This window comes from Pseudomonas sp. S2_B10 (genome assembly GCF_054668425.1).
In genome coordinates, this window is the sequence record NZ_CP162768.1 from 5,681,353 (window position 1) to 5,706,515 (window position 25,163).

29 protein-coding genes and 2 pseudogenes are annotated in these 25,163 nt (G+C 56.7%); 12 read left to right on the forward strand and 19 right to left on the reverse strand.

The window, feature by feature from the left end; translation table 11 throughout:
• Positions 1-10 precede the first annotated feature (10 nt).
• On the forward strand, positions 11-502 hold the full coding sequence (locus AB4O45_RS25470; RefSeq protein WP_095180296.1) for a lysis system i-spanin subunit Rz: 492 nt from the start codon (positions 11-13) through the stop codon (positions 500-502).
• 195 nt (positions 503-697) lie between these two features.
• Positions 698-913, forward strand: coding sequence for a hypothetical protein (locus tag AB4O45_RS25475; protein WP_221264806.1), 216 nt, complete (start codon positions 698-700; stop codon positions 911-913).
• 1 nt (position 914) lies between these two features.
• Here AB4O45_RS25475 and AB4O45_RS25480 read toward each other — a convergent pair whose 3' ends face one another.
• Positions 915-1,607 (reverse strand): SOS response-associated peptidase family protein, encoded by a 693-nt coding sequence (locus AB4O45_RS25480; protein WP_460160771.1) that lies wholly within the window; start codon positions 1,605-1,607, stop codon positions 915-917.
• A 708-nt stretch (positions 1,608-2,315) separates the two neighbouring features.
• Here AB4O45_RS25480 and AB4O45_RS25485 point away from each other — a divergent pair.
• A complete protein-coding gene (locus AB4O45_RS25485) occupies positions 2,316-3,344 on the forward strand; it encodes an acyltransferase (protein ID WP_460160772.1) in 1,029 nt (342 codons plus the stop codon).
• A gap of 62 nt (positions 3,345-3,406) precedes the next feature.
• Positions 3,407-3,836 (forward strand): annotated as a pseudogene (locus AB4O45_RS25490) (cell wall hydrolase).
• 12 nt (positions 3,837-3,848) lie between these two features.
• Here the strand turns inward: AB4O45_RS25490 and AB4O45_RS25495 are convergent.
• The 10 genes from AB4O45_RS25495 to AB4O45_RS25540 form a co-directional block, all read right to left on the reverse strand.
• Positions 3,849-4,181, reverse strand: a complete 333-nt coding sequence (locus tag AB4O45_RS25495) for a hypothetical protein (protein ID WP_460160773.1) — start codon at positions 4,179-4,181, stop codon at positions 3,849-3,851.
• 78 nt (positions 4,182-4,259) lie between these two features.
• Positions 4,260-4,469 carry a hypothetical protein gene (locus AB4O45_RS25500; RefSeq protein ID WP_217850448.1) on the reverse strand — a complete coding sequence of 70 codons (210 nt, stop codon included), beginning with the start codon at positions 4,467-4,469 and terminating at the stop codon, positions 4,260-4,262.
• A 423-nt stretch (positions 4,470-4,892) separates the two neighbouring features.
• Complete coding sequence (locus tag AB4O45_RS25505; protein ID WP_460160774.1) at positions 4,893-5,924, reverse strand: site-specific integrase; 1,032 nt, start codon at positions 5,922-5,924, stop codon at positions 4,893-4,895.
• On the reverse strand, positions 5,925-6,131 hold the full coding sequence (locus AB4O45_RS25510) for a DUF4224 domain-containing protein (protein ID WP_460160775.1): 207 nt from the start codon (positions 6,129-6,131) through the stop codon (positions 5,925-5,927).
• A complete protein-coding gene (locus tag AB4O45_RS25515; RefSeq protein ID WP_217850453.1) occupies positions 6,128-6,601 on the reverse strand; it encodes a hypothetical protein in 474 nt (157 codons plus the stop codon). The genes AB4O45_RS25510 and AB4O45_RS25515 overlap by 4 nt, the downstream gene beginning before the upstream one ends.
• A 17-nt stretch (positions 6,602-6,618) precedes the next feature.
• Complete coding sequence (locus tag AB4O45_RS25520) at positions 6,619-6,978, reverse strand: pyocin activator PrtN family protein (RefSeq protein WP_460160776.1); 360 nt, start codon at positions 6,976-6,978, stop codon at positions 6,619-6,621.
• Positions 6,979-7,136: 158 nt separating this feature from the next.
• A complete protein-coding gene (locus AB4O45_RS25525) occupies positions 7,137-7,418 on the reverse strand; it encodes a phage antirepressor KilAC domain-containing protein (protein WP_083368984.1) in 282 nt (93 codons plus the stop codon).
• A 10-nt stretch (positions 7,419-7,428) separates the two neighbouring features.
• Complete coding sequence (locus AB4O45_RS25530; protein WP_460160777.1) at positions 7,429-8,019, reverse strand: hypothetical protein; 591 nt, start codon at positions 8,017-8,019, stop codon at positions 7,429-7,431.
• The gene (locus AB4O45_RS25535; RefSeq protein ID WP_081794195.1) at positions 8,016-8,195 is read right to left on the reverse strand and encodes a hypothetical protein; all 180 of its coding nucleotides are present in this window, start codon (positions 8,193-8,195) and stop codon (positions 8,016-8,018) included. Before AB4O45_RS25535 ends, AB4O45_RS25530 begins: the two co-directional genes overlap by 4 nt.
• Before the next feature lie 78 nt (positions 8,196-8,273).
• Positions 8,274-9,056 (reverse strand): S24 family peptidase, encoded by a 783-nt coding sequence (locus AB4O45_RS25540; protein WP_108224734.1) that lies wholly within the window; start codon positions 9,054-9,056, stop codon positions 8,274-8,276.
• A gap of 661 nt (positions 9,057-9,717) precedes the next feature.
• On the opposite strand from AB4O45_RS25540, the gene AB4O45_RS25545 reads away from it, so the two are divergent.
• The 5 genes from AB4O45_RS25545 to AB4O45_RS25565 all read left to right on the forward strand — a co-directional run bounded on the left by AB4O45_RS25545 (position 9,718) and on the right by AB4O45_RS25565 (position 13,885).
• Positions 9,718-10,236: a phage regulatory CII family protein gene (locus AB4O45_RS25545; RefSeq protein WP_083368989.1), complete on the forward strand. Its 519-nt coding sequence runs from the start codon at positions 9,718-9,720 to the stop codon at positions 10,234-10,236.
• The gene (locus AB4O45_RS25550; protein WP_186528356.1) at positions 10,229-10,453 is read left to right on the forward strand and encodes a TraR/DksA family transcriptional regulator; all 225 of its coding nucleotides are present in this window, start codon (positions 10,229-10,231) and stop codon (positions 10,451-10,453) included. The genes AB4O45_RS25545 and AB4O45_RS25550 overlap by 8 nt, the downstream gene beginning before the upstream one ends.
• Positions 10,443-12,662, forward strand: a complete 2,220-nt coding sequence (locus tag AB4O45_RS25555) for a VapE domain-containing protein (RefSeq protein ID WP_460160778.1) — start codon at positions 10,443-10,445, stop codon at positions 12,660-12,662. The genes AB4O45_RS25550 and AB4O45_RS25555 overlap by 11 nt, the downstream gene beginning before the upstream one ends.
• Positions 12,655-13,014: a PA0613 family protein gene (locus AB4O45_RS25560; protein ID WP_047301475.1), complete on the forward strand. Its 360-nt coding sequence runs from the start codon at positions 12,655-12,657 to the stop codon at positions 13,012-13,014. Before AB4O45_RS25555 ends, AB4O45_RS25560 begins: the two co-directional genes overlap by 8 nt.
• 538 nt (positions 13,015-13,552) lie before the next feature.
• Positions 13,553-13,885 carry a phage holin family protein gene (locus AB4O45_RS25565; protein WP_186528358.1) on the forward strand — a complete coding sequence of 111 codons (333 nt, stop codon included), beginning with the start codon at positions 13,553-13,555 and terminating at the stop codon, positions 13,883-13,885.
• A gap of 724 nt (positions 13,886-14,609) precedes the next feature.
• Here the strand turns inward: AB4O45_RS25565 and AB4O45_RS25570 are convergent.
• The 5 genes from AB4O45_RS25570 to AB4O45_RS25590 form a co-directional block, all read right to left on the reverse strand.
• Positions 14,610-15,170 (reverse strand): cytochrome b, encoded by a 561-nt coding sequence (locus tag AB4O45_RS25570; protein WP_460160779.1) that lies wholly within the window; start codon positions 15,168-15,170, stop codon positions 14,610-14,612.
• Positions 15,170-16,249: a catalase family peroxidase gene (locus tag AB4O45_RS25575; RefSeq protein WP_460160780.1), complete on the reverse strand. Its 1,080-nt coding sequence runs from the start codon at positions 16,247-16,249 to the stop codon at positions 15,170-15,172. The genes AB4O45_RS25570 and AB4O45_RS25575 overlap by 1 nt, the downstream gene beginning before the upstream one ends.
• Before the next feature lie 99 nt (positions 16,250-16,348).
• Positions 16,349-17,284, reverse strand: coding sequence for a catechol 1,2-dioxygenase (gene catA, locus AB4O45_RS25580; protein WP_460160781.1), 936 nt, complete (start codon positions 17,282-17,284; stop codon positions 16,349-16,351).
• Between the two features lie 46 nt (positions 17,285-17,330).
• Positions 17,331-17,621 (reverse strand): muconolactone Delta-isomerase, encoded by a 291-nt coding sequence (gene catC / locus AB4O45_RS25585; protein ID WP_460160782.1) that lies wholly within the window; start codon positions 17,619-17,621, stop codon positions 17,331-17,333.
• 16 nt (positions 17,622-17,637) lie between these two features.
• A complete protein-coding gene (locus tag AB4O45_RS25590) occupies positions 17,638-18,759 on the reverse strand; it encodes a muconate cycloisomerase family protein (protein ID WP_460160783.1) in 1,122 nt (373 codons plus the stop codon).
• A gap of 143 nt (positions 18,760-18,902) precedes the next feature.
• Here AB4O45_RS25590 and AB4O45_RS25595 point away from each other — a divergent pair, with 143 nt between their 5' ends.
• Positions 18,903-19,775: a LysR family transcriptional regulator gene (locus AB4O45_RS25595; RefSeq protein ID WP_460161523.1), complete on the forward strand. Its 873-nt coding sequence runs from the start codon at positions 18,903-18,905 to the stop codon at positions 19,773-19,775.
• Positions 19,776-19,812: 37 nt separating this feature from the next.
• On the opposite strand, the gene AB4O45_RS25600 is transcribed toward AB4O45_RS25595, so the two are convergent.
• Positions 19,813-21,228: an MFS transporter gene (locus AB4O45_RS25600; protein ID WP_460160784.1), complete on the reverse strand. Its 1,416-nt coding sequence runs from the start codon at positions 21,226-21,228 to the stop codon at positions 19,813-19,815.
• A gap of 264 nt (positions 21,229-21,492) precedes the next feature.
• On the opposite strand from AB4O45_RS25600, the gene AB4O45_RS25605 reads away from it, so the two are divergent.
• Entirely contained in the window at positions 21,493-22,431 is a 939-nt protein-coding gene (locus tag AB4O45_RS25605) for a LysR family transcriptional regulator (protein ID WP_460160785.1), read from the forward strand.
• Positions 22,432-22,459: 28 nt separating this feature from the next.
• Here the strand turns inward: AB4O45_RS25605 and AB4O45_RS25610 are convergent, their stop codons facing one another.
• On the reverse strand, positions 22,460-23,152 hold the full coding sequence (locus AB4O45_RS25610) for a hypothetical protein (RefSeq protein ID WP_460160786.1): 693 nt from the start codon (positions 23,150-23,152) through the stop codon (positions 22,460-22,462).
• A 14-nt stretch (positions 23,153-23,166) separates the two neighbouring features.
• Positions 23,167-23,691 carry a flavin reductase gene (locus tag AB4O45_RS25615; RefSeq protein WP_460160787.1) on the reverse strand — a complete coding sequence of 175 codons (525 nt, stop codon included), beginning with the start codon at positions 23,689-23,691 and terminating at the stop codon, positions 23,167-23,169.
• A 242-nt stretch (positions 23,692-23,933) separates the two neighbouring features.
• Between AB4O45_RS25615 and AB4O45_RS25620 the strand changes: the two are divergent.
• Positions 23,934-25,123, forward strand: a pseudogene (locus AB4O45_RS25620) (acyl-CoA dehydrogenase family protein).
• Positions 25,124-25,163: the final 40 nt, after the last annotated feature.

Here is a 25,163-nt window from a genome sequence, read left to right on the forward strand (position 1 = left end):
GTTCATTTACATGAAGCTTTTAGGCGTCATCGCAATGATCGGTATCGGCTTCGGGAGCGCCTGGCAGTTTCAAGATTGGCGCTACGGCAAGCAATTGGCCGAGCAGTCCCAGCTGCATACCGAGACCCTGAACCAGTTGACGAATGCCGCGGCAGCTGCGCAGCAGGTCGAGCAGGACAAGCGCATGGCGCTCGAGCAGCGGCTGGCGGCCAGTGAGAAAACCCACTTCGAGAAAATGACCAATGCACAAAACGATCAGGCTCGCCTGCGCGATCGCCTTGCCACTGCTGATCTGCGGCTGTCAGTCCTCATCGACGCAAATTCAGCCGGTAGCTGTGACGTGCCAAAAGCCACCGGCGCCGGCGGCGTGGATCATGCAGCCGTACGAGCCCGACTTGACCCAGCGCATGCTCAACGAATTATCGCCATCACCGACACCGGTGACCGCGGACTGATCGCGCTGCAGGCGTGCCAGGACTATGTGCGAAACTTGCAACATTGATGGCCCTCCGCCACGCTTGCAGGGCCTTTGGTCTTGAACCATCATTCCTTTTTGATGATGGCGATATGTACGTGGACAAGCGACTCGCAGGGCTTTCGTTTTTGATGACCCTCGTTTGGGTTACGGTCGTCCTGGCGGTGATGTATTGGATGTCGCAGTGAATACAAAGGGTGAATCGTTGTGGAAGGCGTAGTGATGGGCGACAAAATGCAGCGAGAGGCCGATCGCCTGCTGGCGCAGATCGTCCGGACGGATTCGATGATCACGGCGGTAAAGGCGGGAGCACGGGCAGAAGGCTTCGTGCTTGGGCTGGAAACCGCCGGCGCCCTGCGCGCTGGCGATGCTGAAAGGCTCTATATCATTTTCGAATCTGCGCTGGTGGAGCACCTGAAGACACTTTCTCAGCATTAAATCATTCAGCTTTTTCATCAATCGGATTGATCAATCCGCTTTGTTGATTGCGTACATTGCCCACGGCGCGATCGACCTTGAACCATTCGAAAGCCTCTGATGGCTCGCCCTCATGCAGCACCATCTGTTCGGCGCGCTCTTTAGGCGTGGCCGGGTCCAACCATTCCCGCGCGAGCTCTGGCGAGAGAACCACCGGCCGCCTGTCGTGAATGTCGACCATCCCGCCGGCGCTATCGGCAGTGATGATCACAAATCCGTCGTGCTCGCCAGGTTCGTGCTCCTCGTTCGGGTATTGGCCGATTGCGGCGCAAAGGATTGGGGATTGGTCGCGGTGCCGGATCAGGTAGGGCTGCTTTTTCGGCCCGCCTTCGTCTACCCATTCGAACCAGTTGTTGATCGCGATGACTGCCCGATGCGGCCAAATCGCGCGGAAGAACGGTCCGTGGGCGACTTTCTCCACGCGGGCGTTAATTGGCGCGGCGCGGTCTTTCGCCCAATGCGGGCGCCATCCCCAGCGAACCATGTCCGCGTGCAGAAACTCGCCTTCCCGGTGGAAGAGGGCCAATTGAGTGGTCGGCGCGGCGTTGTACCGCTCAAAGGGCTGCTCGCCGGTCGAGTTGATTAGCGCGTTCGGCATGCTGAGCGCTGCCACGAAGTCGTGGATTCCGCTGTACTGGGAAAGTCGTCCGCACATTGCGCCTTAACAATTCCACGACGCTTTCGAGTTCTGCAGGTTATTTAATTTCCAGTTCTGTTTTCTTTCCGCCAGGTTATCGGTCGAGTAGCGGTACCGGGCAATCTGGATCGAACCACTGGGATCTTTTCTGGGCTGGGTCCGGGATGTAGGTTTGGGTGGATAGATCGAACACCGGCACGATCCAATACACCGCCTCGGATGAGCGCATCAAGGAGGAAATCAATTACGTTCAAGACACCTCGACCTTTCGCTAGTCGAGTCCTTGAGGCCTGTTACTTACAGATTCTCACAGCGTGGGCCGGTTTCTCAGTCGAGCGTAAAACGAGGGTTCATCGCTCAGGACGTGATGCTTTCGGATTCTTCATTGGTAACGGGTGAGATCATCGAGGGCGAAACGAAGGATAACATTACGTCAATTCTCTCCCTTGATTCGCTCGGTCTCGTTTCTTACTTGGTTGGCGCGGTTCAAGAGCTTTCATCGAAAAACCATCAGCTCGAAAGCCGAATCAGGGCGCTTGAACAAGTCCAATAGATTACCGTTTTGATACGCCCGCCATCAACGAGCAGGTCGAAGTGATACGGGGATGGGCGGCAGCTTGAGTGGGTTATTAGGCCATATGTACCGCCGCCCCTCACCTGAAAATAGAAATGACAACAAAATATTGGGCGAGTACCATCCACTGAATTTGAAATCAGGGATTGAGCATGGACACAAGAAGCAGACAATTTTCCGTAGGCTTAGATATAGCTCGAGTGGTAGCTTGCATATTGGTTGTAGTTGTACATATATCCGCAAATGATTTTTTTGTGTTCAGTGAAAAATGGTTTTCGGCCAATTTCTTTGATTCTCTGGCTAGGGCTTCTGTACCCATATTCTTCATGATTACAGGAGCATTGCTCGTATCGAGAGATGAGGGGGTATTTCCATTTTATAAGAGTCGGGTTGGTAGGGTTCTTCAACCATTGATATTCTGGTCAGTCATTTATGCTGCGGTATATTGGAAAGAATATCCAGGGATTTTCGGCAGCATTAAGTTGCTACTGACTGCGCCTTCGTATGGGCATCTTTGGTATTTTTACTCTCTTCTCGGCATTTACGTATTACTGCCTTTCTTGGGGAAGATATTTAGAAATTCAACTAATAATGAGCGGTTGATGTTTCTCGGTGCTTGGGTCCTGTGTAACTGTGTTTGGGGTACGTTAGGGCAGTTTGTAGTCCCCGGATTCGATCCCATAGAGCTATATTCGCTGTTCAGCTTTACTGGGTATTTCGGTTTTGTCTTCCTCGGAGCCTATCTCTTTGACAGAAACCAAAACAAAGGCGGCATGGGATGGCTGGCACTAAACCTCTTCCTAGCTTTTGTTGGGTCCGCAGGCACGTGCTATCTGACATATCTCGTTTCCGTACGAGCCGGTCACCCTTTGCAAACCTTCTATGTTTACCAGTCACCACTCATAGTCCTCGCGGCTTGCGCTGTTTTTAATATTGCTTTGATGATTCGATCGGTTCCTGCTTTCATTAGGCCGATCGTTTCTGCGATCTCTGCTTGTTCACTTGGGATATATGCATTTCACCCGCTAGTGATGGACGTCCTAATACGATATTTCGATCTCAACAATCCTGATGTTTCCGGGTGGATAACGATCCCGGGATTGGTTTTCCTTACAATGGCAATTTCGCTTGTTATTGTGTGGGGGTTCCGAAAAATATCAGTTTTGAGAAGAGTCTTTTAACGACTGAATTAACGTTTGAGTACCCGCCATCGAGCGGGTATTTTTTTGCCCGGAGAAAAGTTATGCCAGTAACCGAGAAAGACCGCGACATCCTCGCCCGCACGATTTGGGGCGAGGCGCGAGGCGCGAGGCGAAGGCACGGCCGGCCAGATCGCCATGGCCTGGACGATCCGCAACCGCGTGTTCGACGGCAAGGAGAAGTCGTGGTGGGGCGAGGGCTACGCCGGCGTTTGCCAAAAGCCGTGGCAGTTCAGCTGCTGGAACAAGACCGACCCGAACTATCAGTTCCTGATCGGCGTGAAGCAGATCCCGTTCCGCGAGCTGGCGCAATGTCGAATCGCTGCTGACCAGGTGATCGACGGCAAGGTGCCGGACCCAACCGGCGGCGCCACGCACTATTATGCCACCAGCATCAAGGCTCCGGCCTGGGCGGCGAAGGCCAAGCAGACACTCAAGCTCGGGCACCACGTCTTCTTTAAGGATGTGCCGTAGCCCGAATCTGGCTCACTCATCCTCCTCGCTCTCGCGAAGCTTCCTGAGCAGGCGCTGGTTTTCATTGAACAGATGGTTTCTGCTGTGCTCGACGTCGGCGAATCTTCGCCTTTCGCTCAGCAAATCCCCCTCGGCGTACTGAAGCTTGGCCTTGAGAGAATCCCTATCCTGCCTGAGCGCGTCATTGTCTCTGACCAGGCCTTCGATATTCGCCAACGCTCGATCGAGCTTGAGGGTCAGCGCTTCGAACTCGTTCTCGTACATCCTGAGCTGGTGTCGGCACGTTTCGAGCGGGGTCGGGTTGCCGAGCCAATCGTCGGTGTCTTCTATATAGAGGGGGTCCACGGGCACGCCTTACTGAATACTGTTTGCATATACAGTAATCGAGGCTGTGCCAGCGGGCGAGATTGAGGCGACGAACTGTCAGTCGGGCGTCATCAAAACAGCCAAGGTCATTCTGATGAATTCTTCATTCCGATCGAGCGCGGCCAGAGAGCTTCGGACATTTTCGGCGACATCGGCGGATCCGCGCTGCTCGACCCAAAGGGTGAGTTCCATGATGGCGGCTTCGAGCGCGAGTTGATTTTCGTTGATCTTGACGAGCAGGGAAGGGAGCAGATCAGAGTTTGGCATTGGTTTCCTCCTTGGACGCAACCAGAGTAGCAGGGGGATTCAATGTCGGCAGAACGCCGGAGAAGGACAAAGCGCTGGATTATGCAAAGTCGGCATAATGCCAGCTTCTTAGTGCCCGATAGGGTTTCAATTTTTACGTGAAATTAAGGCCCTTTTTTTGGGCCGCAATCATTTTTCGGTATGCGAAAACATTGGGGCGAATCTCAGTCTTTCGACTCTAATTGCGGCCCAAAAAATCGCATCAAAGCCGCAGCCCGCTTGATTGTGGCGCGGGACTTAAAATCCCCCGCTCGTAAGGGCGTGCCGGTTCGATTCCGGCTTCGGGCACCATGAATATCAAGGGCTTGCATGACATACCTCATGCAAGCCCTTAATTCTTTTTTCCGCAATCAAAAAATCTTTTCCGCAATTCGTGACCGTTAGTCACCTCGTAGGGGTGACCTTCATGCCCTTTCGCATACGGATGTACTGTTCTGTCATCCCTACGGTGGTGTGCCCAAGTTGGTCCCGAGCTTCTCTGATGCTCCCTGTTGACTCCTCTTTATCCGTGGCCGCTTTTGCTCGTAGGTCGCGCATCTGAAATTCTGCTTTTGGAATCCCGGCTGCTTCCCTGGCGTCATCGAACCTTTTTCTGAGCATGCTGGTCGTCATCGACTGCCCAGAGTCGATTACTACCAGGCGTGTTGATCTGATTTTCTGTCCGGCCTTTCGCGCCATGATTCGATCGATTACGACTTTGAGCTCACCAATGATTTCGATCCTTCGTTTAGCCCCAGTTTTGCCTTGCTGGACGGAGAGCTTTCCGTCCTTTATGTCCCGCTCATCCATCTTCAATGTGTCAGCGACCCTCTGACCTGTTAGATAGAACAGGTCCAAAGCATCTCTTAATGGCTGATCGGCATGCTGGTAGGCTCGGGCTAGGACGTCGTCTTCAACATATATGTCGCGACCGGTTTCTTTATTGCCCTTCACGCCTGAGCAAGGATTTGCCAAGGATGTGTAGCCGTTCTCGCGAGCGAAGTTCCAAATGGAGCTAAGTAACGCTTTTTCCCGATTTGCACGAATAGGAGCTGCCTTACCGCGATGACGAAGGTACTGGCTGACATGTTTCGGTTCGATTGCTTCTAGAGGGGCCGGTGGGTCGTTGAAGAACAGGAGAAGATTTTTCAGTTCGCGCGCGTTGTCCTTCTGGGTGGCATGGGCTTTCGTGGGAACCACCTCATTCATATAAAGCTCGGCCACGTACGCAAAGGTAAGTACGGTTTGTGTCAGAGCTTGAGAAACGCGGCTTTTTTCGAGCTTTGCGTACTCCAAGATGGCTAGGCCGTAATCTGTACCCAGCGGGATTTCCTTGCGTGGTTTCCCGCCAGTGTCATAAAGGTAGTAGGTGGTGTTGCCGCGTTTTCTCTCGCGCAGGCGAGGAATGCTTCCCGGCTTTGTTGGTCTTCGTCCCATTTATCCCACCAAGCGTGGCTGCCACATCGGAATTTCTGGCGCGTTTGTAGTTACCCCTGTTAGCGCCGAGGCAATCACGCAGGGCCAGCCATTGCGCTTGATGGTGTGACGAATGCCATTACGCTTCAGTACAGTAATCTGACCGGCTTTAGTTTTGGCTCCAGTCAACTCGCAGACCTGCTCATGGCTAAGAAATTGAATGTTCATGCTGCCTCCTTGCTAGGAAATACAGCGCACTTCGAATGCGCTTGCTGTGCGACTTTGCGGCCCTCGATTCCTGGTTGCAGCTGCGCAGCCATCGTAAGTGCCTGTTCACGCATAGATCGGGCATCACGCTCGAGCTTCTTGCCGGTACGAAAGGCGCTGAAGGTTTCGGCGGCGATCCGCAGCAACTCGCCGATGCCGACCAGCGTCTGGTGCTCGGCCGGGCCGAAGAGGGGGGCTGCTTCAAGTCGTTTGCAGGTTTGTGCCAAGCGAGTGTGATCGGCCCGGATGAACTGCAGGGAGGCCCGAAGCTCGCGGATGGTTTTGGCGCTTGCGGCGCGTTGCATGTCTTCACCCTCGCGAAGGCCGGTCTCCAGGCCATCGCTGCGGCCTATGATGTAACCGCCCCAGAGCAGCAGGGCGGCCAGAGCTATCAGGATGATCAGTGCACTGATTTGTATTGGGGTCATCATGTGGTGTGCTCCTAGGATTATCGTTGACTGGTGGTGACAGCCGTCAGTGGTGTGGGGGCCGTTTGGCGTTGGCCGTCCTGCTGTCGCTGCATATCTTCATCAGCCTTGTAGGCGCGGATGTCGATCAGCGAGGCAACATGGCGGATGTGCGCGTACTTCAGCGCCTTGCGGCTGGTGTCCAGCGTGGTTATGGGAAGCTGGATGCGGCCGCTGTTGATCTCCGTCACGAACGACTGCTCGTTGAGATTGCGAAAGTACTGCTCGCGGACTTTTTCTAGCGGGATCAGGACATCACCGAAGATTCGATAGAGCAGTTCGACGGTGGCCGGTTCAGGCGCCGGATGCAGGCGAAGCGGGTTCTGTGCAACGTTACTCATGGACTTGTCGAGCCTCCTTGCGTTGTTGTCGTGCGGGGTGGTTCCAGGCGTTCAGGCAGTGGCGTCTGGTCAGCTCGCGCAGATGTTCGGGCACTTCGAGGAGCGCGGCGTTGCGCTCCTCGCGTGTGCGCATGGCAACGATCTGGCGGGCGTACTCCCTAGGCCACGTCACGGCGATCTGCCGGGATGGCAGGAAGATCGATGTCCAGCTGCTCGGCCAGCCAGCGGATGCCGGCTTGCATGACGCGGGTCGACTGGCTGTACTGCATTCCGCATTTTTCGTCATACCAGGGGCTGTCCTTGATCCGCAGGTACGCTTTGTCGCGCTTCGGGTCCGCCGGCAAGTTTCCCTTGAGCAAACCTTTTTCCCGCATGAGAGCGATCAATTTGGGGCGAGTGAGGCCGAGTTGTGCGGCTGCTTGGGCGAGGGTGCGTTCCATATCGTCCTCCTCATGCCGCGTGCGCAGCAGGAGTGGCCGCTGCAGCAAGGTGGCTGATGGACTCAAGGAGCCTTGCGTAGATCTCGGCATCGGGGTCGTACAAGGTAAAGCAGCGCGTATGCGGACTCTTGTTGCCGATGCTCAAGATCGCGGTGACGCCGCGGCGTGTATGAGTGCGATGCAGCGCCACATGCAGGGGAAGTTCAAAACCCATGTCGAGGCTCAGCACGCCGCCGGTGTGCACCAGTTCGAACACGCGCTGCTTGTCCTGGACTTCAAAGCGACCGTATTGACGATCGGCATGCGGGAGAGGCACCAGGTCGCTGGAGTTGCTCGCGTCGAACGGACCGTTGGCAATCTCTTCAATGAAATCGGCCAGTTTGAGGTGCATCTTCTTGTCGTTTGGCAGGGTTAGCGTGTGGCGTTCGCTGCCCAGTTCGACGACAAAAGTGCTTTCCACTGTGCCGCGCTCAGCCTTGAGACGGAATGCCAGGCATTCACGCTTCGGTGCTGTGCGCAGGACATGGTTGAAGGTCTCGGTCAGGTTGACCTGGGCGTTGAGCAACTGCAGGGTGCGGTTGTCGATCTCGTACTTGATCATGCTGCGTGCCCTCCACCGTTCGGATCGATAGGAGAGGGCTGGCAGGACTTGGCGACAAGCTTGGGTTTGCTGTTATGAATGACGACCAGACAGCCCGTGGCGAGCTGCAGCTGTTCGATCAGTTTGCGATTGCTGACGCATGCAGGATGGACATGTAGGGATGCGGTGGCGCGCATGGTGATGCCTCACTGTGGTTGGAGAGTGAGGCAAGTAAACAATCTGTTTGGTTTTTGGTCAACACATTTTGTTTGGTGTCAGATCAAAGAGGGGCCTTTCAATGGACGTATTGATGACCACCAAAATATGCGGCCAAGAATTACCACCCGTTGAGCCATGATCTGATCGAAGTCATAGTCTTCGTCAGCGTATTCCTGTGAATTGAAGCTCCTCATCTTGATGCCGTTGGCAGTACGTTGAAGAAACTTAATCCGAAAATGCCCGTCGTGGTCGATTGCGTACATTTCGCCGTCAACGATTCGCGTCATTCCCGTATCAATGCCGACTGTCGCTCCCGAAAGAATCAGTGGGTGATTACTGTTCCCGCTGTTGGTGGCAAATACAGCGTTTGAGGGATCTACTCCGCAAGTCCTCATCGTAGCTCGTGAAAAACGAAGCTTGGGCCCAGCGATCTCCTGAACCTCTGTACGCGCAACCTTCCCGGGGCCAGAGGATAACTCCACTTCCTTGTACAACCTTAGCTCCACCTCGTCATTGTCTATTGGTGTTTCTGAGTCCCAAGGAGCCATTGGCTCCAGCACGTAAAGCGGCGAATCGTTAGCAGCCGGGCGTAATGGGTTTCGCTCAGTGCTCTTGGTCCGCATTGGTACATCTTTCCCTTCTAGCCACTCGCGCTCCACGACAAGTGTCAGCGCAACTTCGCCGACCATGTACGCGGGGACGCCCCTAGCTTTCCAGTTCGTGATGTTCTGGTCGTTCTCGAGATCGAGAATTCGAGCGAGCTGGGCCCCCGTCAATCCGGAGTCTTCGAGCGCTTCACGAAAGCGTTGGCCTTTGAGGTTTTGCGTTTGTTTACTCATAAACGAAATGTTACAGCGCTTGCATTCAGATGATAACAAACGTATTGTTTGGTACTGCCGTTCAAATTGTTTGGTATGGATAACGTCATGAGTACACCTGCTCAGATATTCGATTTAGTACTGCAGGTTGCTGAGGCCTCCGGCAAAAGCCCTTCCCAGCTTTCGCGAGAGTGCAAAATCAGCCCTCAGAGATTCTTTAATTGGCGTCGGCGAGGTATCCCAGTCGCACAGGTTCGACATCTGTCGAAAGCACTTTCTGGAGCGCTGCTACCTCATCAGCTTAGGCCGGATTTACCCGAGATATTCCCAGCCGAATCCGACGCTGAAATACAAGCTGCATAGAAAAAAGGCGACCCAAGGGTCGCCCAGTTTCTCCCGACAGCATCACCACAATGCTATCGGGTCGCGATGTCAGAAGGCGAGCACACCACATGCCGCCGACTTTCATCGCGTTTCCAAGGCTCGGAAGCCTTGGTGTTGCTGCCGTTCTTACCACAGAGCTGGCAGCTGTTGCGCCAGGGGTGAACAACGGATTGTTCGCCCCGGCACGGTGCCGGTGTTGGTCTTACGAACCTAGCCGGCTTTGGGCCTCTCCAGACCACGCGGCAAATGTATCACCAACTTCTGTCGCGCGGCACTGGCAACTTTTAGGATTAATGCCATGAGCCGAATTGCTCTCAGTTCTCTGGAACGGGCGCAGCGGGAAATCCTGCCGCTCGATTTAGCGCTGTACCACGCCGCTCGCGATTACCCGGGCGGCGCTGCTGCCATCGCAGCCACGACCGGTCGTAACCCGACCACGCTGCAGCACAAACTGTCGCCGACCCATCCGAGCCACTCCATCAACATTCAGGAATTCGGCGAGATCCTCGAACTGACCAAGGATCGCCGCATTCTTGATGCGGTGCATGCGCTGGTCGGTGACACGGTCTGGCAGGAGCTGGCCGACACCTACACCAACGACATGCCCGAGACTCTCACCACGGGTATCGCCGAATACTTCCGCCAGGTCGCCGATCTGGCCGAGACCTGGGCCAAGAGCATCGGCGACGGTGTGGTCACTGATCAGGAACTGGCTGCGATTCGCCTGCAGGTGTTCCGGGGCATTCAAGGGCTGCTCGGGTTGTTCAACCGCGCCACCTACGTCAATCAGACGACGCGAGGTGCTGACCGTGGCTGACATCGCCGATTTCGCCAATGATCTGGTGCAGGAACGCATCGATCAGGCCATGGCTGCGCGCAACGCTGCCAAAGCCGAAAGCGCTGCCCATTCCTTGCTGTTCTGTGAAGCGTGTGACGATCCGATTCCGGAAGCCCGTCGCCTGGCTTCACCGGGTTGCTCGCAGTGCATCAGCTGCCAATCCCTGTCTGAGCGGGGGATTCAGCATGCTCGATGAGGTATTGGGCCAATTCGCCGATTACGGTCTGGAGCCAGCGCAACCGCTGGTGTTCGGCAAGCTGACCCGCTGCAAGACATCGCAGGACAAGGGCAAGGAAAAGAACGGCTGGTACGTGGTCCACGAGCAGCGCACCGAGAAGGGCGACACCCTGATCTTCGGCGCCTTTGGTGATTGGCGTTCGGGCGAGACGCAGAAGATCAAGGTCAAGGCCGGTCGCATGTCGCCGGAAGAGCGCGAACTGATGCGCGCCCGCCAGGAAGAAGCCAAGCGCCGCGTCGCCGAAATCGCGAGTAACGCTGCGCGGCGGGCCGCGAAAAGGGCGCAGGGTTTGTTCGAGCGCATGCCGACCACCGGCCGCAGCGAATACCTGGACCGCAAGCAGATCGTTGGTATCAATGTCCGATACGCGCCACGCACCGGCGCCGTGTTGGTCCCAATGAAGAACGCCCGTGATCAGATCATAGGCCTGCAGGTGATCTTCCCGAACAAGCAGGAAGACACCGGCCGCGACAAATCCTACTGGCCCTACGGCATGGCGAAGGAGGGCACCTTTCACCTGCTCGGTCCGCATCCGGTACCGGGCGAACCGGTGCTGGTTTGTGAGGGTTACGCCACCGGCGCCAGCCTGCACATGGCGACGTCGCTCGCTGTGGCCGTGGCCTTCGATGCGGGCAACCTGTTGGCCGTGTGCAAGGTCATGCGCGAGCGCTTTGCCGGCTGCCCGCTGATCATCTGCCGCGATGACGACTGGAAAACCACGAAGCCCAACGGTGATGCGTGGAACCCCGGCGAAGAGAAGGCCAGTAACGCCGCGCTGATCGTTGGTGCCCAGGTCGTTGCGCCGATCTTCTCTGTCGAGCGTCACGAGAAGTGGACCGACTTCAACGATCTGCACGTCGCCGAAGGCCTCGACGCGGTTCGCCGACAAGTGCTCGCAGTAGTCCGTCCACCGGCGGCCGGTGGCTGGAAGGATCAACTCGCCCGCAGCGAGAGCGGTGCTTTGATCGCGCACATGCAGAACGTCGAATTGATTTTGGCTCATGACGAACGCTGGGCTGGCGTGATCAGCTACTGCGCCTTCAGCTCGAAGATCGTCAAGTTACGCGCCGCCCCTTATGGCGGCGGTACCGGCGAATGGGCCGACATCGATGATGTGCGCGTGATGAAGTGGCTCGCGCAGCAGTACAACCTGCGTGTGAAGTCGTCGCACGTAATCGAAGCCGTCAGCGTTGTGGCGCACGACCACGCGTTTCACCCGGTGCGCGAGTACCTGAAAAAACTCGAATGGGATCGTGTGCCGCGCCTGGAGCGTTGGTTGACGGATGTCATGGGGGTGAAGGCAACCGACTACACGTCCAAGGTCGGCAAGCGCTGGATGATCTCAGCCGTGGCGCGGGTGATGAAACCCGGCTGCAAGGCCGACTCGGTGATGATTCTCGAAGGTGTACAAGGCGCCGGTAAGTCGACTGCGATGAGCGTGCTCGGCGGCGAGTGGTTCATGGATACGCCGTTTGCCCTCGGTGACAAAGATGGCTTCCAGGCGATCCGCGGTAAGTGGATTGTTGAGCTCGGCGAGCTGGACAGCTTCAACAAGGCCGAGAGCACCAAGGCCAAGCAGTTCTTCTCGGCCTCGACCGACACCTACCGCGAAAGCTATGGCCGCAGAACCCTGGACGTGCCACGCCAGTGTGTTTTCGTCGGCACTACCAACCAGGACGAGTACCTGAAGGACGCCACCGGCAACCGTCGTTATTGGCCGGTGGCCTGTACCAAGGTCGACGTGGCGTTGCTGCGCGAGATCCGCGACCAGCTGTGGGCCGAAGCGATGTTCTGCTTTGAGGCCGGCGACCTCTGGTGGGTCACGCGAGAGGAAGCGCCAATGTTCAGCGAGGAACAGGACGAACGCTTTGTGGTGGACGAATGGGAAACGCCCATCCTGACCTGGCTCGAAGAATCGCAGATCGGCGAGACCACCACCGGTAGCGAGGTGATGAGTCAGGCGCTCAAGCTCGATCCCGGTCATTGGGGCAAACCCGAGCAGATGCGCGTTGGTGCGATTCTGCATCGACTGGGCTGGCGACGGTTCCGTTTGGGCGCTTTGAGCAAAAGCGGTCAGCGGCCATGGGCGTACAAGAAACCTGAGGGTTGGGGCAGGGCGCCTGCGCTGGAACAACCAGAGTTCGAGGAGCCGTGCTTCGATGATTAAAGCGATCGATATGGCTCTCAAACAATGGGCGCAGGAGCTGCACAGCGACGAGGTGGCCGCCGGCTACTCGGGCGGCAACATGGTCGCGATGATGATGGAAAGCGGTGGCCAGCTTGTGCGCGGAAGGCGCGGGAGCAGGGTGCCGCTGGAGGCCTCCTTGGACATTGAGCGCATCGTCAAGAAACGCCTTGATCCCGAGTTGATGACGGTGGTCCAGGTGCATTACTTCCAGCCTGATGCGCCTCTGACTGCACGTCTGGCTGAGAGTGGCTGCACACGCAACCTCTACTACCAGCGCCTGCATGACGCTCACATCGTGGTTGAGCACTTCCTCCTGGGGGAAGCGGCTTGATCGTGGGCATTACTCTGGCTCACGCCGTCCCACTGGCCTGCCTCCGTCCCACTGCTTTTTGCGGTGGTGGGACGGGCGCAGGCCCCGTCGTTGTTGGGCTGTCCTACCGTCCCACCTTTTTCATGTCTCCCGCCCGTGTATGCGTAGCGGGCATCAATGCGCGTGTTCACGCGCACGCGTGCTTTTAAATATTCTCTCTATACACGAGAAAAGAGAGATAAAAGTAGGACGGTGGGGCAAAGCCCCAATCTGCGGGGCTTTCAGACGTCCCACCTTGTTTTTAGAAGGTGGGACGCATGGGACGCCACTGAAACAACAGAAGCAAAAGCCAGCCGGAATGAGATATTCACCGACATTCGTCAGCCGTTCACCGGGCGTCACCCACACATTCACCGGATGGCATTAAAACGGTCTTGCTGCCACCAGAATCGACCTGTAAAAAGGGGCCATCTTCGATGGGTGCGACCGCAGAGTGCGGCAGGCAACCACCAACCGACCCGGCCATTGCGCCGGGTCTTTTTGTTTAAGGGGCAGGGCAATGACGAACGAGCAACAGGCACTGGTAGAGATGCCGATCTGGTTGGTGATCGCCTTGTCATTGGTTGGCGGTGTGTCCGGCGAGATGTGGCGCGCCGACAAGGACGGGGCGAGAGGCTGGGCATTGTTGCGCCGCCTCGCACTTCGGTCCGGTGCCTGCATCGTTTGCGGGGTGTCGGCGATGATGTTGTTGTTCGGCGCGGGCCTGTCGATCTGGACGGCGGGCGCCCTGGGTTGCCTGACCGCGATGGCCGGCGCCGATGTCGCCATCGGCTTGTACGAGCGCTGGGTGGCCAAGCGGCTGGACCTGAGCGAGGCCGAGCCGAAGGCATGAGCCGGGCAGGCCGGGTAGGGCGCCGATTTTCACGGGTCCTCCCTGAGGGCCGCCCCCTACACGGGTTATCGAACTCGCGGAATCTCTCTAGCTGAAACCTTCGCAGGGATGTCCGTCTTTCCAAATGGATCGAGGCAGGACATGGCACTCGAATCCCGAGTCGATCAGCCGGGCCGGGCAGAATACCGCCGGGGACCCTGGGGACTTTCAAAGGGTACGGGGTCGGAAACCCGCGGGATCGCGTTAGTGGGAGGCGCGCCAGCTTACTGAAATTTCAATGATTGAAATCCTGAAAGGATTCATTGAAAAAAAGCCGCTGAAAAGGAAGGCTTATGACCGCAGCCACGTGCCTGTCTCGACAACGGCGTTTGCTGGCACATAGGCCCGTAGCCAAGTTACATCGCATGGCTTAAGGGAAACGGACGACTGGTCCTGTCTATGGCAAGCAAGTCGATGTGCTGCCCACCGAGGCACTGCTCGGTGTGCCTTCGCCGATCGCCAGTGGTTGGGAAAGAAATCAGCTAAACACTGTTGATTGACAGAGGGATTAGATTCTTTTTTGCCCCAGCCGCTTTCTCGCCTCGGATCCGCTGTTCTGTTGAGCCTAACTGTTAATATGAATACAAGGGAGCGATGATGATGATGATTGCTGCTCCAACTAGATTTCAGGGTCTAAGCATTTTCTGACATCACACACGTTCCCGTGGAACATCGGCGGGTGTTCTTATGACTCGCGTTTGAGCACAAACATCATAGTGGCGAACACTTTATCCTTGTACACCCAAGCATGTAACAAGGCAGCGCTGATGTGGCCTAGAATTGCAACGAAAAACAGCCACGCAAATGCTCCATGCAGCATCCGGCACCAAGCATAGACCACTGGGTTTTCACCAACGATTGCAGGTACGTTCCAACCGGGCAGTATGGTGATCGGCCAGTTGCCAGCTGAGCGCATCGCCCAGCCAAATAGTGGCAGGCTGAACATGAAAAAATAAAGTAACCAATGCGTAACTCTTGCCGCTGTGGCTTGCCACTTAGGGACGCTCTTGGGTAACAGCGGGCCGGGATGTAATAACCGGTTGAACAGACGTATGCTCGCGAGGCAAAGAATGGCTGCGCCCAATGACTGATGCCAGTTGATGAGAAATGGACGCCACGTTAGCGATGTCATCATCCCCACACCGATGAACAGCATGGCAATAATCGCTAGCGCCATTGACCAATGAAGAATTCTTGCCAGCAGATTGAAGCGACGAGGCGAATGAGTGACCGAATTTGTTTTCATCAGTGGCCTTCCTTTTTACCGACGGCATCTGTTGCTTTACCAAGGGCAATCTCTCGCAGCCGAGCGTTATAAGAGTGCGAATAGATACCTGCCCGCGCTGCCAGTACGGGATCGGCGGACAGTGTGATGCCAGCAGGCACCAGTGTCGGATCGAAATTAACGTCCCGACAGGCGCCGTTGACCTGGTCGAAAACGCCGGTCACCTCAAGCGTGCCGGCGGTCACTTGCGGTCGTTGCTCCGGCCAAGGCTGTGATGGATCGTCGATCAGATCACTCGCATCCGCCAATTGCAGCACTAGATCCCATGACAGCGGGCCCTGTGCCAGACGCTGTCGCAGATCATCAAACAGGAAATCGTGACTCACCTTGGCGCGCTGTTCGGTGCTGAATGCTGAGAAGGTTGCATGCGGACGCATGAACCAGCGCACCGGCTGACGCTTGCCATCGGAGGAGAGCAAAACGAAGGCATTGATCACATTGTACTGCGCACCAGAAAAGCTGCTCGGCCAAGGCGCACTCGCTTTGCGTGCCAATGCTTTTCGAGCCTCTGGATAGTCGGCAAGAAACGCCGCAACGCGTGCTGGATCAGGCTTGCCCGTGCGGGTATCGGGCTTGAGTGCCTGTTGCTGGGCGAGAAAACCCTCGGGGCTACGCGTATCGAAATAAGGTGCGTTGTTCAGCTTCATGCGCCATTGCGACCGGTCTTCAGCGGTCAACAGCAGAGCCATGCTGACGGTCGCCGAAGAGTTGTCGGCGGCGTGCGGATCTACCGCGCCCACGGAAAACCGGCCGATAGCCGGAGCCTGCCCCTGCGAGAACACTCGTGCGTATGAGAGGTGAGCGGCTGCACCATTGCTGTGGAAAGTGCCTGCGAAGCACATGCCCTTGCCATGCGCGCGGCGAAACCCAGGTTCGAAGTTGGCGAGCGAGTCGCCAAGAAAGGTGCGTGTGGTCGTTCGCCCGCCGATCAGCCCCGCGGTCCACGCAAAGCCCAGCGCGATGGAACCCGTGATTGCCGCGATGCCGCACACAGGCATCGCGGCTCGTTTCAGAAATAGGAACAGATTGCTGTCAGACATCTTCAATCATGTGTTTCACGGGCAACCTCCCTAGTTGTATAAAAAACCGCCCCTTTGTATGTGGGTTTTCCGAGGGGCGGGCGAGGCAATTGGAAACGTTCAGCCCTGAAGCGCCCGCGGGCGGGCACTGCGCTGCTGTTCCACTTCGTCATGAGCCGGTTGCAACTGAAAGTCGAAGTCCAGCTCGGCGAACCGTCCGTGAACGCCACGGTTGGTGGCCGCCTGCTGATCATCGACAAACCGTACCTCTCCCACCAGACCTTCGCGAGTGGCATAGGCGAAATCGTCCCACAGGTATTTGTCACCCGACAGGTTGATCTGCGTGGTCAGATGGCGGAAGCCCGGGGCCGAGATGAAGTAGTGGATGTGCGCCGGGCGCTGCCCATGGCGGCCAAGCAGGTCGAGACATTCCTGAGTCGGTCCCTGCGGATCGCAACCATACCCTGACGGTACGATACTGCGCGCCCGGTAATGGCCGCGTTCGTCGGTCACGATACGGCGACGAAGGTTGAAATCCGACTGAGATTTGTCGAACCAGGAATAGCTGCCCTTGGTGTTGGCTTGCCACAAGTCCACAATCGCGCCAGCGATCGGGTTGCCCGCCAGATCGACCACCTGACCTTGGATGAACATTGGCGTCGCGATGCCGTCTTCGCTGCCATCATCCATACGCGCCTCAGCTTGGCACAGCGGCGCGCCTGCCACATAAAGAGGCCCCTCGATAGTGCGGGGTGTGCCGCCGACCTTGCCGGCCTGTTCGTCACGGGCATCATTAAGCAAATCGAGAAAGTGCTCCAGCCCAAGACCTGCCACCAACAAACCGGCTTCATTGCGCCCGCCGAGACGATTGATGTAATCAACGGCAGTCCAGAACTCGTCATCGGTGATTTGCAGTTCTTCTATCAGACGTGCGCTGTCTTGCAGCAGACGAAACAGAATCTGTTTGATGCGCAGACTGCCGCGACCGTTTTCCAGGCCAGCAGCCTGTTTGAAAAATGTCTGGATCTGCTCGGTGTGGGAAATGGTTACCGTCATGATCGGTCCTCGTCTTATTTTTGTAATGGGTACTAGGGCGTGCTGTTCAGCGCTCGTCCGCATGGATTGAGGAGGGGTGACGACACAGGCCGTCGATCTCGATGTCCATGTACGGAAACAGCGGCAACTGCATCAGCAGTTCGTGCAGTGCCTCAACGCTGTCTACATCGAAGACGCTGTAGTTGGCGTAGTGGCCGGCGATACGCCAGAGGTGTCGCCATTTACCTTCTTGCTGGAGCCGCTGGGCGAGATCTTTCTCGTCAGCTTTGAGGCGGGCGGCGCGCTGGGCGTCTATATCGGCGGGAAGCCTGACGGTCATTTTTACGTGAAACAACATATTCCTGCTCCTGTGGTCAATGGCGGCGGAACTGAGCCAGTCGGCCTTCGTCCAGTGTGAGGCCCAGGCCGGGAGTGCTGGGCACGTGCAACTTGAAGTCGCGGTAGATCAACTGTTGTGCAACGATTTCTTCGGTCAACAAAAGTGGGCCGAACAATTCGGTGTCCCATTGCAGTTGCTCCAGAGTGATGAAAGCGTGCGCCGATGCCAGGGTACCGATGGCGCCTTCGAGCATGGTTCCGCCGTAAAGGGCAATGCCCGCTGCTTGGGCGATGGACGCGGTACGCAGAACTGCACGTGGGCCGCCGTTCTTGGCGATTTTCAGCGCGAAGACGCTGGCAGCGCCGTCGCGTGCCAGGTTGAAAGCGTCTTCTACGCATTCGATGGATTCATCAGCCATGATCGGCGCGGCGCTGCGCAGGTTCAGGCGTACCTGGCCTTTGCGGTTATGACGTGAGATGGGTTGCTCAATCAGATCAATGCCATTTTCCGCCAACACTTGGCAGCCTCGAATCGCCTCGGATTCGCTCCAGGACTGATTCACATCTACACGCACGCTCGCTCTGTCGCCCAGCGCGCGTTTGATGGCAATTACGTGGGGCAAGTCGGTCGCCAGCGACCGGGCGCCGATTTTTAGCTTGAAGATGCGGTGGCGGCGCTCGTCGAGCATCCGCTCGGCTTCTTCGATGTCCTTGTCGGTATCGCCGCTGGCAAGCGTCCAGGCCACTTCCAGTGCATCGCGGACCCTACCGCCGAGCAACTCACTTACTGGTTGCCCGCAGCGCTTGCCCTGAGCATCAAGCAAGGCGGTTTCAACCGCTGATCGCGCAAATGTGTTGCCTTTGATGGCCTTGTCCAGCATGCGCATCAGCGCATTTAGATTGGTCGCGTTCTGCCCGATCAGCAATGGCGCGAACCAGGCGTCGAGGTTGGCTTTGATACTTTCCGGGCTTTCATAGCCATACGCCAAGCCGCCGATGGTGGTGGCTTCGCCAACACCTTCGATGCCGTCACTGCAAATGAGCCGCAGGATGACCAGTGTCTGACCTCGCATGGTGTGCATGGCCAGTTTATGCGGGCGGATAGTCGGCAAGTCGACGATGATCGTTTCCAGACGCTCGATTCGGGCTGCGCTCATTAGAATTTCCATGGCAGGTTGTGGTGATGACGCAAATTCGTGATCCATACTCATTGGATCTTTTGTGCCTCTGGCGTAGCATCTTCGAGCTTAAACGAAGCGTCCAATATCCATTTTATGTACATCCATACTCAGGAGGTATCGTGGACTTGCGACACCTGCGTTATTTCAAAGCGGTAGCCGAGACACTCAATTTCACGCGGGCGGCTGAGCGGCTGAACATGGCTCAGCCGCCGCTGAGCCGACAGATTCAGCAACTTGAGGAGTTCCTCGGCACCGCGCTGCTAGAGCGCAGCCGGCCGTTGCAACTGACTGAGGCCGGACGCTATTTCCATGAGCAAAGCGGGCTGCTGCTCGAGCAATTTCAACAGCTGTGCCTGGACACCCAACGCATTGGTCAGGGCCAGCGCCAGTGGCTGGCGATCGGGTTTGCGCCATCGACGCTTTACGGGATCCTTGCGCAACTGATCCGTGAACTGCGGCTGGATCCGAACCTGGAACTTGGTCTGCATGAAATGACCACATTGCAACAAGTCGAAGCGCTGAAAAGCGGCCGCATCGATATCGGCTTTGGGCGTATCCGTTTCGACGATGGCGCGGTCCGGCAGACAGTGCTGCGTGAGGATCCACTGGTGGCCGTTCTGCCGCTCGGGCATGCGCTTGCCGTTGGTTCGGTGACGCTTGAGCAACTCTGCCGCGAGCGCTTCATACTCTATCCAGGCAATCCAAGGCCCAGCTATGCCGATCATGTGCTGGCGCTTTTTGCCAATCACGGTCTGGGTATCAAGGTCTCGCAGTGGGCCAACGAGTTGCAGACGGCTCTCGGACTGGTCGCTGCCGGGCTTGGCATCACCTTGGTACCAGAGGCGGTACAACAGCAGCACCGCGCTGATCTTGTTTACGTGAAAATCGAGGAACCGGGTGCCGTATCACCCATCATCCTCAGCGCTCGGATGAACGATACGAGTGCGATGGTGCAGCGCTGTCACGAGATTATCGCCACGCTCAAGGACTGAGTGGTATGGCTGCAAATGGCCAGCGCCGCGGTCGGGATTATCCACCCAACGCCGAGCTGCGCTCGATGTAGGGTTCCACGGGCGCTCGATTCTGCTCTGCGGCCAATGCACGGTCGCGCAGTCGTTGCTCGCGGGGATAGGTTTCAGGCGTGAGCAAGGTGGCGATCACGGTAATCAGCGCCATGCTGGCCAGATAGATTGCGATGGGCTCCGGAGCGCGATAGTGCGCCAGAAGCGCCGTGGCGATGATCGGTGCCAGTCCGCCACCCAACACCGAGGCGACTTCGCGTCCGATGCCCAGACCGGAGAACCTGAGACGGGCTGGCAGCAACTCACTGATGAAGGCTGGCTGAGCGCCTTCGAGAAGGCCCAGAATTACACCGTTCGCCAATACCAGTCCAGTCACAATGATCCACGGCTCACCCGACTGGAACATCAGGAAAAACGGGTAGGCGAACAACAGCATAGCCACTGCACCTGTGAGGTAAACCGGTTTGCGTCCCACCTTGTCGCAGATATACCCGGCCAGCAGCGCACACGGAATCATCAGCACCATCGAAAAGGTCAACGCGCCCAGAACGAATGCGTTGGAAAGACCAAGGAACTTGCCATAGGCGATGGAAAAGGTGAAGAACATCCATGACGCGCAGCCTTCACCCAAACGCAGGCCAAAGATCATCAATATTTGCCGTGGATGAAAACGCAACACTTCCATGATCGGTGCGCGAGCGGCTTTTCCTTCGCTCGCGACCTGTGCAAATTCCTCGCTTTCATGCATATGGCTGCGCAAATACAGACCCACGGCAATCAGCACGATGCTGAACAGAAACGGCACACGCCAACCCCAGGTCATGAAGGCATCGCCAGAGATCTTTTCCGCGAGCATGAAGGCGCCCGTTGACAGGGCGAAGCCGACGACCGCGCCACATGGAGCCCAGGCGGAAAAGCGGCCGCGCTGGCTCTGGTGGGTGTTTTCGCTGATTACCAGAATGCTTCCGCTCCACTCGCCGCCGGCCGCGAGCCCCTGCACCAGTCGCAACATCACCAGCATCACCGGCGCAGCGATACCGATGCTCTGATAAGTGGGCAACAGCCCCATCAAAAAGGTGGCGACGCCCATTGCGCTGAGCGTTAGCGTCAGCACCATCTTGCGTCCGTAGCGATCGCCCAAATGCCCACACAATATTCCGCCGACAGGACGAGCGACGAACCCGAGCGCGAGACCGGCATAGGCCGCAATGACGCCAGTCAGCGGATCCTCGTCAATGGGGAAATACAATTCGCCGAAAACCAGAGCCGCCGCTGTTCCATATAAGAAGAAGTCATACCATTCGAGAATCTGGCCAATGACAGATATATAAACTGCACGTATTACGCCGTGGGGTCCACACGCACTGGACTTATCATTTGCAGGTACAGTCATTTTATTTTTCATATTATCAACGACTCTCATGATTAATCTCTTGGAACGCGTCGAATCGTTCGCGACGGCGTGTTGTTACGTTAATAGCCGCTATTGGAGAGGGTCAAATGATCTAGAATTATTTGCGCAATGCACCAAATGAATAATTGCGCGCAGCGCGGCGAAGTGTTCGTTTTATTAATCAAGGCTGAGAAAAAACTTATCGTTACTGAGCTTTGATTGCATACTAGTCGCCGGGCCTTCCGATGATTCCATCAGGGCTGAACCGTAGACATCAGCAACTTCGAGACTTCCATGACGAAACATATCAATATGGCCACGATTGATTTGAATCTCTTGAAAACCTTTATGGCTATCTGGGAGCACCGGAGTCTTACTATCGCTGCGGAAAGACTGCATCTCAGCCAACCCGCTGTGAGCCATGCCTTGCGCCGTTTGCGCGACGTTTTCGATGACCCGTTGTTCGTCCGAACGGCGACGTCGATGGAACCTACCGATGCCGCCATTCGATTGTCCGGCCCGATCGAGCATGCCCTGGACATCATCCAGGGAGCGCTAATGATGTCATCACGCTTTGACCCGGAAACGGCGACGCGTACCTTCCGCATTTCGATGTCCGACATGTCGCAGTTGTATGTCCTGCCGAGGCTGATGGAGGTCCTCGTTACCCTGGCCCCGAGCATCAACCTGGAGATCCATCCTCTGCCCATCGACCAGTTGGCCATGGCGCTGCGCAAGGGCGATATCGATATTGCTGTGGGCTATCTGGTCGAGCCTACAGATGACTGCATTTACGAGCGTCTGCTGGAAGATGAATTCATCTGCCTGCTACGCAGAGGCCATCCATTACAGTCCGACAGCATGAGCTTCGATCAGATGGCGGCGCTACGCTACGTGCATGTATCCAGTAACATTACCGGGCACGGCTTGACCGCCGATACAGCGTTTCGCAAGGTGGGCTTGCAGCGAGACATCGCCTTGAAGGTGCCGAATTTCACGATTGCTCCGAAGATAGTCGCCACCACAGAACTGGCGTTGATTCTGCCGCGCGCGATAGCCACCCAGATCAACCATACCCAGGCGTACCGGCTGTTGAGTTTGCCCATCGAGTTGCCAGCGATTTCGGTGGGCGTCTACTACCACAGCCGTTTTTCTTCTGACGCCGGCATCGCCTGGTTGCGAGGGCTGCTGGTTGAACTGTTCGCCGCAGCGCAGACAGGCGAGGCACACTGATAGAGTTGCCTGGGCGGACGATTACCGTCTAGGCGGATCGGTATTGGTATGTACGCATGGGGTAGTGGGGGCTGGAGCCACTGAACGGCGGCAAACTCAGAAAATCCTTGCGCAAGACTTCGCGCTGCGGCGAGGCAAGGGCTTGATCGAGCGCGTCCGCCGAGTCGAATACGACTTTGTTGCGTTGCAGCGTGGTGCTGCGCTCGACAGGTAGCCGGCTGCAATAATCCAGACGGGTATAGACCTCAACCTCACGAACGCAGGGCAGTTTCGCCAGCAAAGGCGGGTGCTGACGAAGGTATTGCTCGACCCAGGCCGCCTCATTGGCGACCTGGCCGGCGTATTCCACAAGATACGTAACCCGCTCATCGTCAACCGCCGCCGTCGGGGGATATCGGGTATCACTGAAGCTTCTAACCAGCATCGCTTGTTGCTGCCACTCGTACCCGGCTAGCCTGCCGGTTGATACAAGGCTGGCAAGCGGACCGGTTGTTTGCAGTGCAGCCTCAAGTTGATCAATACGGCCGAAGTATAGTTGAATGACGCACTCCGGGGAACGCTCAGCCGCGATGAAAGGATCGGCGTGAGTCGATGCCAATGTTACATGCCAGGCACACTCGATCACGCCGGGAATCGCCGATAACAATGAGTTCGGATCTTGCTTAATAAGACATGTCTCGGTTCGACTTTTATTGGCTGTAAGAAACAGGCAAAACGTCATATTCACAGTCCTCATCAGGAAGCAGAAGCCTGCGGGTCATGGCTGCCAAATCGATCGAGCCGGTGAAAATTACGCCCGAAGTAGGTCAGCCCTTCGCCATGCTCGCCGACATGAATATGCGCAACTTCGACGAAGAGCACCGAGTGCGACCCCACATCCTTGATGTCCACTACAGTGCCTTCAAGACTTGCCAGGGCATCGCCCAACACCGGTAATCCTGTATGGCCTTCGCGCCAGTCATCGTCGGCGAAACGCTCTTCAGGCGGTACGTCGGTCATTCCGGCGAACCGCCGGGCTATTTCTTCCTGATGGCCGGGCAGAATGTTCACACACAGTGCGCGGTTTCCCAGCAGCGCCTGGTGTATGGAGCTGCTGCGGTTGATGCATACCAGAACAGTCGGTGGCGAATCGGTGACCGAGCAGACGGCACTGGCGGTCAGCCCGAGACGGCCATGGGGGCCATCGGTGCTGATTATATTGACGGCAGCTGACAACAACGAAAGTGCCTGACGGAAATCTGCTTTAATTGTTGTATTCATGATGACAAGTTCCCATTGTTAACGTTGACGCTGGCATATTCATGCTCGAGCGTCATGCGGTCAAATTCGTCTTTCGTATGCTGGATATTAATGAAAGGAATGTTCCAATTTTGGTCTTTGCAAGCGGTAATGATTGGGCTTATTCATGTCTTTTATCTAGATTATGCATGTTTCGAATTTGATCGTTGTCAAGTTTGTCCTCCATTCTGCCGGTGTTTAAGTTTGCCATTCCGGAGAATTGGATGAACAGCAAAGTTGGCTGCATTTCGAACGTTAAAAACTCTGTTGCATCAGAAACGATTAACACGCTAGGCCTGGATGCGGTTATCGCCGAGATCGCCTCACGTCGTGGCGAGTTCAATCAGCGCAAACACGTACCTCGTGACATGATCGAAAAAATGAAAGCAGTCGGTATCTTTCGGGCCAGCACGCCAAAGTGCTTCGGTGGCGATGCGTTACCGCCCGGAGAATTCTTGCGCATCATCGAACGAATTTCCCAGGCGGACGGTTCGACCGGCTGGGTAGCGGCGTTTGGTTCGGCGAATATTTATCTGGCGTCCTTGCCGCCGCAAACCCAAGCGGTTATCTACGCCAACGGACCGGATCAGGTCTATGCCGGTGGTCTTTATCCATTGCAGCCCGCCAAAGCCGTAGATGGCGGCTGGGAGATTACCGGCCATTGGCGTTTCGCCAGTGGCTGCAAGGGCGCAGACTGGATCGGCGTGGGCATTGGGGGGACTGCGGCCAACGGCGGCGGTGCCGCTGCGGGCAAGCCATTGACTGCGGTGTTTGCCGCAAGAGAAGTGCAGATTGTCGAAAACTGGAACGTAGTCGGCATGCAGGGAACCGGCAGCCATGATCTACGACTGCAAGACAAAACCGTTGAGCACGCCTGGACATTTGTGCGCGGTACGGCGGCAACCATTGATGAGCCACTATATCGTTATCCTTCGGTTTCCTATCAGGCCCAAGTGCATGCGGCGGTAAATCTGGGGCTGGCGCGCGCGGCGCTGGATCTGGTAACGGCGATGTCGGGCAGCACCAAGACCGTTACCGGCGCGCCCCGGCTAGGTGATCGCGCGTACTACCGGATTGAACTGGGCAAGGCTGAGGCGATGCTGCGCAGCGCCCGGGCTTTTTCTACGAAGCGCCGGACGCTGTCTGGGCATCCATACTGGCCGGCGACCCAGTCACCGAGCAGCAAGCCAACTTGCTTCGATTGAGCGCGACGCACGCGGCGCACACCTGTGCAGAGGTGGTGGCGATGGCTTATCGGCTGGCGGGCACCGCAGCGATCTTCGATGAGAACCGGCTGCAATGGATTTTGCGCGATTCGATGGTAGTCACCCAGCATGCTTTCCTCGGCGAGGCGACCTACGACAGCGCCGGCGCACTGTTTGCTGGTATTGCGCCCACCACTCCGTATCCATGACGCCGCACGCCTTGCACGAAACGTTGACGTCTCGTGCAAG